The following is a 12081-nucleotide window of genomic DNA, read 5'->3' as shown; positions in this document are numbered from 1 at the left end:
GTATTTATTTTTTTTTTAAATTTAACCAATCATGAAAATTAAAGCAATCAATTATCAAACAAGTTCCTGTCAAGAGAAAATTCTCACACCAGAGATGGAAAATCTTAATAAGTGTATAATTGGCAGGCATCCTAATTGCGATTTAGTTCTCAATACTCCCGAAGTTAGTCGCGTCCACGGAATGATTTATGCTTACAATAAACAGTATTACTTTATTGATTTAGCTAGTAGTGATGGTTCGCGCCTTAATAACCAAGCAATGGAGGTAACTCAAAGCTATCTCCTCAAACCAGATGATATTATTCACATTGGCGATTTTCTATTACTTATTGAAGAAATTCAGCTTGACGAACATCAATCAAATCAATTTACAGCATGGCGATCGCCTGAATTAACCGCCCGTTGTGTGCGAATAATTAATGAGACACCGGATGTAAAAACCTTTACTTTTGTTGCCGAACCTGCTGTTGAGTTTACTTATCAACCGGGACAATTTGTCACCCTCGAATTGGAGATTAATGGTAAAATTGTTAAACGGGCTTATTCTATTTCTTCAACTCCTTCTCGACCTCACAGTTTAGATATAACCGTTAAACGAGCTAGTTCCCCAAACAATGCTGCTGATGCACCTCCAGGTTTAGTTTCTAATTGGTTGCATGACAATTTGCAAGCTGGTAGTCAAGTCAAAATTGGTAGTCCATTAGGGGATTTTAGCTGTGTTAATCATCCATCGTCAAAACTATTGTTTATCTCTGCTGGTAGCGGCATTACACCAATGATGTCGATGTCGCGCTGGTTGTTGGATACAAACGCTGGTTCTGATATAGTTTTCTTTCATAGTGCTGGTACTACTGAGGATATTATTTTCCGGCAAGAATTAGAGTTGATGACATCGAGATATGCTAATTTCAAACTTGCAACTACTGTAACTCGTCAAGACTCAAACCCAATTCCTGGGGGGAAAATCGGCAGATTTGATCAAGCAATGTTGCAGGAAATAGCCTCCGATTTTGCCGAGCGCACTGTATATGTTTGCGGTTCCCAACCTTTTACTCAACAGGTGAAAGCAATCCTCCAGGAACGAGAATTCCCCATGGAAAATTATTACGAGGAAAGTTTTGGTAAACCTTATAGTACGAAAAAAGACAATCAAATTCAATTACAAACTACCTTAACTCCAAAGGAAATAAGTACTTCTCACACAGCAGAAACTTTAGTTTTAGCTAAATCGGGTGTAGAGTTAGTTTACGATAGCGCCGATACTATTTTAGAAACTGCACAAAGAGAAGGGGTTGAATTACCTCATATGTGTAAAATGGGGGCTTGTCAAAAGTGTAAATTACGTTTGATTGAAGGAGAAGTCCGCTATGATCAAGACCCAGAATGTCAAACAGGATACATTTTAACCTGTATTGCCCAACCTATAGGAAGAGTTGTAATTGAAGCTTGATTTTACGGAATTTTACATTCAGAAAATCCGGTAAAAATGCCGGATTATTAACTTTTATTCTTTTGTAGTTCCAAGGAAATTAAAGATTATTTTCTCTGCTTATTTTCTTTGCGCTTGTGATATCAGTAGTATTATGCAAAATTAAATATAATATAAATCAATATAGGAATTCTGCGGAGATTTTTGTTGGCGCAACCTATCCGTAGGACAAAAAAAACTCAGTATACGGATTTAAGGTTTTTCTATTCCCTATTCCCTATTCCCTATTCCCTATTCCCTATTTCCTATTCCCTACCCCTTAAGAGTTATTCATAAATCAAACCGAATTACTATCAGCAACGCGAATTTGTATTTTAATTTACAGTGGTCGATGGCATCGTGAAGAAAATCTTGATTTTATCAGCGAATCCCAAGGATACATCCAAGCAATATTTAATCCAACTGCATGGATTGAGTTGGAATGATTCCCAAGTAGAACAGTTGATAAATCTGGTAGATGGACACCCGTATTTACTCAGAGTTGTATTGTATGAAATTGCCCGTGGTAGAATTACTTTAAACAGGCTTTTGGAAACTGCTCCCACTGAGGAGGGTTGTTACAGCGAGCATTTGCGCCGCCATCTGCTAAATTTACAAGAAGATGAAGAATTGTTGGCAGCATTCAAAAGGGTGCTAGCAGTTGCACAACCAGTAGATGTGGGAAACACTGCGGCGTTTAAACTCCGGAGTATGGGGCTGGTTAAATTACGGGGAAACTCGGTGATTCCTTTGTGCGATTTGTATCGGCAGTACTTTGGCGATCGCCTGGAGGTACGTTAGATAGGTTAAAGGTTAAAGGTTAGCAATTGTAGGTTGGGTTGAACGGAGTGAAACCCAACATCCGCGTTGGGCTGCGCTAACGCTTAGCCCAACCTACGAAGAGGTTTCTTAACTGGGGCTGGTTAAATTACGGGGAAACTCGGTGATTCCTTTGTGTGATTTGTATCGGCAGTACTTTGGCGATCGCCTGGAGGTGCGTTAGATAGGTTAAAGGTTAAAGGTTAAAGGTTAGCAATTGTAGGTTGGGTTGAACGGAGTGAAACCCAACATCCGCGTTGGGTTGCGCTAACGCTTAGCCCAACCTACGAAGAGGTTTCTTAACTGGGGCTGGTTAAATTACGGGGAAACTCGGTGATTCCTTTGTGTGATTTGTATCGGCAGTACTTTGGCGATCGCCTGGGGGTGCGTTAGATAGGTTAAAGGTTAAAGGTTAGCAATTGTAGGTTGGGTTGAACGGAGTGAAACCCAACATCCGCGTTGGGCTGCGCTAACGCTTAGCCCAACCTACGAAGAGGTTTCTTAACTACGAGTAACGAGAACAAATCCAAAATCCAAAATCCAAAATCTAAAATGGTATGACTCACTACCAAGTCGGGGGAAGTCTTCCTCCAAATGCACCCACTTATGTTACCCGTCAAGCTGACGAAGATTTATATGAAGGTTTGAAAGCGGGTGAGTTCTGCTATGTGCTGAATTGCCGACAGATGGGCAAGTCGAGTTTGCGGGTGCGGGTGATGCAGCGCTTGGTGGATGAGGGTTTTGCCTGTGCTACGGTTGATATTACGGCGATTGGAACTGCTGATATTACCCCAGAACAGTGGTATGCAGGGGTAATTGATACTTTGGTGGGTATTTTTAAGCTTTATAAGGATTTTGATTTAGAGGTTTGGTGGGCAGAGAATCATTTGCTGTCTCCGGTGCAGAAGTTGGGTAAGTTTATTGAGACGATTTTATTAGTTAAAATTACTGAGAATATTGTGATTTTTGTTGATGAAATTGATAGTCTCCTCAGCTTAAATTTTAAAGATGATTTTTTTGCGGCGATTCGTGCCTGTTATAACCAAAGGGTCGATCGGACGGAGTATAATCGGCTGACTTTTGCTTTGTTGGGGGTGGCGACTCCTGCGGATTTAATTAGTGATAAAAATCGCACTCCGTTTAATCTGGGAAGGGCAATTCAACTCAATGGTTTTCAGTTGCCAGAATCTGCACCGTTAGCCCAGGGTTTGGGGGATAATCCCCAAGAGGTGTTGAAAGAGGTGTTGCATTGGACGGGGGGACAACCTTTTTTGACCCAGAAGGTGTGTAAGATTATAGGCAGTGGGAAAGAAGGGGAAAAGTCAAATCAATGGGTAGCAGAAGTTATTAAAACCCAGATTATTGACAACTGGGAAACCCAGGATGAACCGGAACATTTAAAAACTATCCGCGATAGAATTATTCGCAATGAACAACGTGCGGGCAGGTTACTAGGAATATATCATCAAATAGTACAGCGGGGAGAATTACCCACAGATAACAGCCCGGAACAAATGGAATTGCGGTTGACGGGGTTGGTGGTCAAGGGAGATGGTAAGTTACAGGTGTATAACCGCATTTACCAAAGTGTGTTTAATGGCGAGTGGGTGGAAAAGGAACTGGGGAAACTGCGTCCCTATTCCCAGGTGTTGACGGCTTGGTTAGAAGCAAATCGCCAAGATGAATCGCGGTTGTTGCGGGGACAGGCTTTGCAGGATGCTTTGGATTGGGCAAAGGATAAAAGTTTAAGTGATGTTGATTATCAGTTTTTGGCTGCGAGTCAGGAGTTGGATAAGCGAGAAATTCAATTTACTTTGGTAGAAACGGAGAAAAAAGCCCAGCAGATTGTCGGCGATGCCCAGAGGAAAGCCAAACGTACTAATCGCATTAGCTTGAGTATTTTAGCAGCGGCGATTGTGGGGGCAATAGGGGCGAGTTGGTATGGTCAAAAATTGATTGCCAATGCAGAAACAGCTACTTTTTTGGAACGGGAAGGGAAAAGTGCTTTAGAACTATTTGATGCCTACCAAATAGATGCATTAGTTTCAGCAATGAACGCTGGACAAGATTTACAACAGCTCGCGGGGAAAAACACCCCCATCAAAGACTATCCAGTTACCAGCCCGATTGTCGCTTTAAATAGTATTTTATATTATATCCAAGAGCGTAATCAACTCAAAGGGCATACAAGTACTGTCAACAACGCCAATTTTAGCCCGGATGGCAAGACCATCGTCACCGCCTCATGGGACAAAAGTGCCAAGGTGTGGAAATGGAAAGAATTTGGGGAACTGTTAAATACTGGTTGTGAGTGGTTGAATGATTATTTGATAATTAATCCCCAAGAACTACAAAAATTAGAAGTATGTCAAACTCCATCAAAGTTAAAAGCAGCAGCACCGTATTTGGTAAAAGTTGGGGAAGAGGAAGCGCAAGCTGGGGATGTTAAAGAGGCAATTGCTACTTTTAAGACGGCTTTGAAGTGGAATCCGGAAGAAAAGTTTAAATTTGACCCCCAGAAAAAAGCCCAAAAGTTTGAGAATAAAGGGAAAGCGGAATGGTTGGTTTATGAAGGGAAAGGTTTAGCACGGGAGAATGATGTTGAAAATGCTGTGACGAAGTTTCAACAAGCCCAAAAACTTGATGCCAAAGTAGAAATTGATGCTGATACTTGGGATACTCTTTGTTGGCAAGGTAGTTTAAATAAATCCGCTGCATTGGTGATGTTTGCCTGTGAAAATGCTGTTAAACTTCCCCCCGATAGTGGTAGGATTCGCGATAGTCGGGGGTTAGCGAGGGCGTTGACGGGAAATTACAAAGGGGCTGTAGCTGATTTTGAGGCATATATTGCCGAACTTGATGATGAAGAAAGTAAAGCGCAACGGCAGGGGTGGGTGAAGGTTTTGCGGGAAGGTAAGAATCCGTTTATTGAGGAAGTGTTGGAGAAGTTGCGGGGTTAGGGATTTACTCTCTTCCCAGAAGATTACTGATTTAAAAAACCTTACTAGACGCAGAGAGCGCAGAGGAAAGAAGTGATGATTTCGTATTGCTGGAGACGTAGCAGTGCTACGTCTCTACAAGGGTTTCTTGTTTTATACAAAATTTAGGTAAGTATACTTTCAATAGCCCCAAGAGATTTTAAAACTGTTTTCTCAGGGGTGGTTAAACCTAAATGAGGTAATAAATCTTTAAATACCCTTTCAAATAGCTCTGCGGGAAAAAACTAGAAGAATAAGTATGACGGAAATCAAAATTACATTGGCTACTAATGTGAGGAATGCTTTATTTTCGTGATAATATCTCTCCATAAATTAGCTGCTGCACTCGTAAGAAGTTAAAATTACTGTTACGACATAAGAGCTATGCCAAGGGCTAGAGAAATTTCAATGGCTCAGTACAAACACGACCGCTTCTTCAAATTTTATATCCAGTCTTTATATAAAACTAAAGGAGAAACTCTACAAAACATTCAAGTTCGTAATGATGAAGACCTTGAAATCGATTTAATGTTTATAGTCGAGCGAGAAAAGTCCGGGTGGCTTTGTGAAAATTTAGGTTTATTCGACTTGTTAATGCAAGAACATCCGACTCTCGTTATTGAACATTATAGTTCATATTTAGAAGAAACCGATATTAATAAATCTATTACTAGAAAGAATCTGTACTGGGATAGAAAGTACAAAGAACTGCTAGAGAACGCCAAAACCAAATCGGAATTAACAAGTCGAGAGCGACTGTCGAAGGAAGCAAAAAAACAAATTGAAAATCAAAATCCATTTACCTGGATTCTCACGGTTAATTGCAGTGAAAAACTATTAATATTATGTAACGCTCAACCAGCAGAAGAATTGGGTGTAGGTGTGTATCGACTTTCACCAATTTTGCGGATGGGAATTGTGATTATCGAGCAACTGGTAGATAGTCCAGAAACGATTTGGCTGAAAATGTTGGGAAATAAAGAAACTGCTCAGATGGCTTTTGAATCAATCAAGCAGTTATCTCCAGATCGTAGGGAAAAAAATGATATAATAAGTGCATGTATCAAATACTGTGTTTACCTAAAAGATATACCTACTGATAGCTTAACTTCAGAAGAGGAAGATTTTATGAAAACGATGGAAGAAATCGATGCTTGGTATGAAGCTGAAATTAACAAAGCTAGGTTAGAAGGTGAATTCCTAGGTAAGCTAAAAGGTAAGATTGAATCGGCAAGTACTATAATTCGGGCTAAGTTTAGCGCCTCGTCTCTCACGCCACAGATAATTAGTCAACTCAAACAGTTAAATGAGCAGCAACTTGATGATTTTATAGTACTCATGTTTAATTGGCAACAACTTCGTGAGATGGAGGAATGGCTCTCTATGAACCTACCCCACTAATAAGATTTTATGAATCCAGATGGGGATAGTAGCTAATAGCCGAGACTGAGAATCAAAAAAGTAAAGCACAGCGGCGAGGGTGGGTGAAAGTTTTGCGAGAAGATAAGAATCCGTTTACTGAGGAAGTGTTGGAGAAGTTGCGGGGTTAGGGATTTACTCTCTTCCCGGAAGATTACTGATTTAAAAAACCTTACTAGACGCAGAGGGCGCAGAGGAAAGAAGTAAAGAGAGATAGATAAGTAATTAAAATACAAAAGTAATGATTTCGCATTGCTGGAGACGTAGCAGTGCTACGTCTCTACAATGGTTTCCTGTTTTATAGGAAATTTAGGTAAGTATACTTTCAATAGCCCCAAGAGATTTTAAAACTGTTTTCTCAGGGGTGGTTAATCCAGTAATATTATGAATATTCATCCCTTCATAAGGTCTACTGCATCTCAAGGTTTGAATACATTCACCTGTTTTTAAAAACCATAATTTAATTGTCTGGTCTTCGCTACCGCTAGCTAATATACTATTATCAGGACTAATTGCCACAGCCCATACTGCTTTATCATGTCCCGATAATGTTCTTATATGATTACCTGTATGAGCATCCCACAGTTTTACTGTTCCGTCATCGCTACAGCTAGCTAAAATCCGATTATCTGAACTAAATACTACCATGCGAATTCTACGGCTCTGTGCTGGTAATGTATGCAGTAATTCCCCGGTGTTGCTATCCCACATTTTGATACTTTTATCACAGCCAGTACTAGCAATTATTTTTCCATCCCGGCTGAAAATTACGCAATCAAGTTTATCTTGATGTCCTGTAAGTGTTCGTAAGCAGGTTTGATTATTTACATCCCAAATTTTGATTGTTTTATCATCGCTAGCAGTTGCGAGTAAAGTACCATTAGAATTAAAGCTTACTGATTTGACTCTACTTTCATGTCCGACTAAGGTATGTAGACATTCACCAGTTTGACAATCCCAAATTTTTATATTGCGATCGCGACTTCCACTAGCTAAAATATTCACCTGGGGATTGAAAGCCACGGAATACACCCAATCATCGTGTCCCTGGAGCGTTTTCCAGCATTCACCGTCAGGATTCCATAGTTTGATGGTATTGTCATCGCTACCGCTAGCTAAGAGACAATCTGGAAGATGTGGAGGTGCGAAGGCTACTGAAGATACTATTTTGTCATGTCCTGCTAATATTGAGTTACATTGTCCCGTTTGCATATCCCATAATCTCACTTTCCCATCTTGAGAACTACTGGCTAAGGTTTGACCATCGGGACTAAAAGCAAGAGATAATATCCAATTACTATAACCTTTTAGTGTTTTTAAACAGCGTCTTGATGAAACATCCCATAATTTGATTGTTTGGTCTTCGCTAATACTCAGTAATTTTTGATTATCTGGATGTAAATCAACTAACCAAACCCGCTGTTGATGTTCCCGCAAGGTTTGTAGACATTCGCCCGTTTCTACATCCCAAATTTTTATCGTGTTATCTTCGCTGCCAGTAATGATAAACTTATCGTCGTGACTAAAAGCTATTGACCAGACACAGCTGTGGTAACCTGGTAAGGTTTTAATACATTCACCCGTTTCAATATCCCAGAATTTTACCGCATTCCCATCGCTTCCCGTAACTAAAGTTTTTCCATCATGACTGATTGCGATCGCAAGTAGCCAATTAATCGAAATATGGAAAATTTGTAAACATTCACCAGTTTGAATATTCCACAATCTGACGGTATTATCTGTACTAGCTGTAATTAATTTTTCGTCAAAGGGATGGAAGCTGACAAAGCAAAGATTATTTGTATGTCCTTGCAATATCAAGCATTGTCCGGTAGACATATTCCACAATCTAACGGTTTTATCGTTGCTACCGCTAGCTAAAATGGTTCCATCTCGGTTAAAAGCGAGGGATTGGATATTTGATGTATGACCTGTTATTGTTTGTAAACATTGCCCAGTTTCGACCTTCCATAGTTTGATGGTGCTGTCATGACTACCGCTAGCTAAGATTTTACCATCTGGAGTAAATGCGATCGCCCTTACCCAACCTGTATGACCTTCAAGTTGATGCAATTGTCGAATATTGTCAACATCCCAGAGATATATTTGATTTTCAATTGCTGTGGCGAATAAGTTTCCTGTGGGGCTAAATTTAGCAGCGAGAATACTACCTAATGTTTGAGTAAATACTGATTTTTGCAAATTGCAATTAGCAAAGTTTGTTTGTTGTAAATTGATTCCTTGAAAGTTAGCTTGGCAAATATTTAAGTTAGAAAAATCATAGTTATTTAGTTCTATATCGAATTGTCGCAGCAGATTAATGATATTACCCGCAGCATATCCAGGTTTTGGGGAAGATTTGAGTTTACATAAAATTTGATTTAAATGACTTTGAATAATTTCTTTTGTCACCCAAAAGCTGAATAATTTATCGATAAGAGGCTTTAGTATAAATTGGATTTGAGCATTTCTGAGGTAATCTTGAGTTTGGGCTTTAATTAAAGCATATTTATTGAGTATTTCAATTTCGTTATGATAGATTTCTTGAGCAACTTGTTCGATTAATTCTTCAATTACATACTCCATCACCACTGGTTGCTGAGTAAATTTTCCCGATTGAGTTTCAATTAAACAACGAGATTGTAAAGCTTCCAAAGCTGCGAGTAAATCCCGCGTTTTTACAACATCAATAATATCGCTTTGCAAATCTTTTAAAGATACCCATTCCCGATTTATTGCTAACCAGTACATGATTTGCTTTTCTAAAATCGAAAGACGATGAAACTGTTGATCGAGTAAATAGAAAATCTCACCGCAAATAATTGTACCTGCTTCTAAAAAGTCAACAACATCACCATCAAATAATTCTTCAATCGTCGTGGCAGCAATCTTCAAAGCAAGAGGATTACCTGCATAACACTCTACTAATTTATTGACTTGCGTGGCTGAAGTTGATAAACCCTTTTGTGCTAAAATCAATTGACATTCTTGATAACTTAATCCTTTTAACGCCAACATTCGCACAGGCAAATTATCGCCTTTTCTAGCGCTAAATCCCTTGGGTGGTTCGCGACTGGTGACTATACAACTACTTTGATGACGAGTATCTGCGACACATCTTAAAAGTTGTCCATATCCTTCATATCCCCCTCGATAACTTCCGGATTTTTGCTCGCTATCTAAAACTGATTCGAGATTATCTAACACAATTAAACAGCGAGAATTCCGCAAACAATCAATTAATTGACCTATTTGTTTATCTAAAGAATTTGCTAAAACTATTTGATGCTCAGACGATAAAAAACCTATTAAATCGCTCAATAATTCGTTTACAGGAGTTGCATTTCGTAAACTTCGCCAAATTAAATAATCAAATTTATCTTCTACCAATTCTGCTAACTTAACAGATAAAGCAGTCTTGCCAATTCCACCCATCCCAACTACAGTAACTAATCGGCAATTATCCGTTAAAATCCATTTTTCCAACCGATTAACTTCTTCATTACGTCCATAAAACGTCGAAACATCAATTGCTTCACCCCAATCCCGACGCTTTCTTTTATTTCTTTCCTCCGTGCCCTCTGCGTCTCTCTCTTGGAAAGTTGCTCCACTTGGTGAATCCACCCCCGTGCCGAGGTTTCCTCGGTTGAGGGGAGTGGTGAACCCGAAGGGGGAGACCCCAAGACCGCACTTTCCGCTGCGGTTTTTTAATCGATAATCTTCTGCCGAGACAAATTTTTCCTTTAAACTTACCCAAGTCGGAGGTTCTTCAGCAGGATTGATAAATATTATAGGTAACCAACTAGCACCGGGAAAATCATCTTCTAACCCTTGTAATCTGCGTCGTGCTTCCTGTACCGATATATATAAAGATTTCTGTTCAAATGCAAATGCTTTTAAAAAAGAGTTAAAAAACTGTTCCGCAACCCGATTGGGTACAGGTTCCCGCATCACAATTGTCGTGGGTATATTTAATTTTTCCAAGCCATCAGCCAAACCCAAACCATCGCAAGAATTAAAAATTGCTAACTTCAAACCTTTCGCGATCGCAGTTTTCAAAGCCTCAGATAATTGTTCAACGGTTAAACTATTATTAGTGGGATTTTCATTAATATAAATTATCCCAGTTTCTTCTTCACTTTGACTGTGACCGGCAAAAAACAATATATCCCAACCTAAAGAATCCCAAAGTTTATCGTTAAATTCTTGTCGTAAAGGATTGATAATTAATTCAACTTCCGCATCAGGTAAACTTTGTAAAAACCTTTGTTCTTGTTCTAAATCGATACCTTGAGAATTACCCAAAATTGCCAAAATTCTCACTTGATTTCGAGTATTTGGTGATAATTGCAATTCAGGAGTGCGTTTATACTCAGTTCTGGAAAAAGAAACTTCTGAGCGTGGATAATCTTCAAAAAAACTGCAACAATGCCAAGGTAACTTTTGAATAATAGTATCTTGAGTTTCGATAATTATTCTTATTTCATCAACAGGATTAAGTAAAGCTCGTAGCTGTCGGCTAATACTAATAATCCCCGGTGATTCCAGCCAATTATTAATATCTAGCTGCAATCGTTGACATAAATCGTGGAAATCTACAGTAGAGACATTCGTAATATCACCTTGATCAATTTCGATTTCATCATCATCCGTCAAATTTCTGAGCGATGAACTTACAATACGGTCGCACAAACTCTGGTAAATCAATCGCCAATTTCGATATAACTCTACCAAATTGGGCGCTGGGGGTAAACTACCGACAAACTGTTGCGGACGAGGATTATTTAATTCCCATAATCCAGCAGTCACCACAGGAAATCCCTCGGTTAAATTACCATACCCCAGATTGATGACAACGGAATGAATCATTATAGATGCAGCAAAGCCGAGGAAAAACTGTTCTCTTGTTAAATAATAATCATAATTTGTATTAAAACAATTATTCCGCTTAAGGTTGTTTGTACCTAGGCTTTGCTTTTAGACAAACTGCATTCCCAACTGGAACCGGATCAGAAAAACATGGTAGGATTTCTAAGTAATGTTGTTATTGTTCCGTTTCCTAGATTTAAATTTCTTAACTTAAGAATTTTTTCCAGCAAAATATTCAGCTAATTTTTCTGATTTTAAAGCAGTGGTATATTTTTCTGCTAACTCTGGTGTAGCTATTTCTAGTAGTACAGCATTTTCGATCCAGAACTCAATTGTCTCAAAATAACCGCGATCGCAACCCAAGTATCGTCATTGTTTTTCACTGGCTTGCCAAAGTTATAAACAAATCTTGCAAACCCAGCACATCCTGAAAGTCTAGAACGCTCTACATAATTCAGTTTTAATTGTAACTTTAAAGTAAAAAACTTTACTCACTGCGGACATATCTTGTAACCTCCCCCCATCCCC

5 protein-coding genes are annotated in these 12081 nt (G+C 39.1%); 4 read left to right on the top strand and 1 reads right to left on the bottom strand.

Annotated features, from left to right (window positions below; all coding sequences use genetic code 11):
- The first annotated feature begins 31 nt into the window (after window positions 1-31).
- The 4 genes from IQ247_RS14855 to IQ247_RS14840 all read left to right on the top strand — a co-directional run bounded on the left by IQ247_RS14855 (window position 32) and on the right by IQ247_RS14840 (window position 6666).
- Window positions 32-1450 carry an FHA domain-containing protein gene (locus IQ247_RS14855; RefSeq protein ID WP_193921215.1) on the top strand — a complete coding sequence of 473 codons (1419 nt, stop codon included), beginning with the start codon at window positions 32-34 and terminating at the stop codon, window positions 1448-1450.
- Between the two features lie 378 nt (window positions 1451-1828).
- Entirely contained in the window at window positions 1829-2269 is a 441-nt protein-coding gene (locus tag IQ247_RS14850; RefSeq protein ID WP_322745508.1) for an AAA-like domain-containing protein, read from the top strand.
- A gap of 575 nt (window positions 2270-2844) precedes the next feature.
- Window positions 2845-5247 (top strand): AAA-like domain-containing protein, encoded by a 2403-nt coding sequence (locus IQ247_RS14845; protein WP_193921211.1) that lies wholly within the window; start codon window positions 2845-2847, stop codon window positions 5245-5247.
- 426 nt (window positions 5248-5673) lie between these two features.
- The gene (locus tag IQ247_RS14840; RefSeq protein WP_193921209.1) at window positions 5674-6666 is read left to right on the top strand and encodes a hypothetical protein; all 993 of its coding nucleotides are present in this window, start codon (window positions 5674-5676) and stop codon (window positions 6664-6666) included.
- Window positions 6667-6993: 327 nt separating this feature from the next.
- Here the strand turns inward: IQ247_RS14840 and IQ247_RS14835 are convergent, their stop codons facing one another.
- A complete protein-coding gene (locus IQ247_RS14835; protein ID WP_228059753.1) occupies window positions 6994-11553 on the bottom strand; it encodes a WD40 domain-containing protein in 4560 nt (1519 codons plus the stop codon).
- Window positions 11554-12081 lie beyond the last annotated feature (528 nt).

The sequence above is a fragment of the Plectonema cf. radiosum LEGE 06105 genome (genome assembly GCF_015207665.1).
GTDB lineage: Bacteria > Cyanobacteriota > Cyanobacteriia > Cyanobacteriales > Nostocaceae > Rivularia > Rivularia radiosa_A.
Note: the sequence above shows the minus strand (reverse complement) of the source record. Positions and strands in the feature narration are given on the sequence as shown.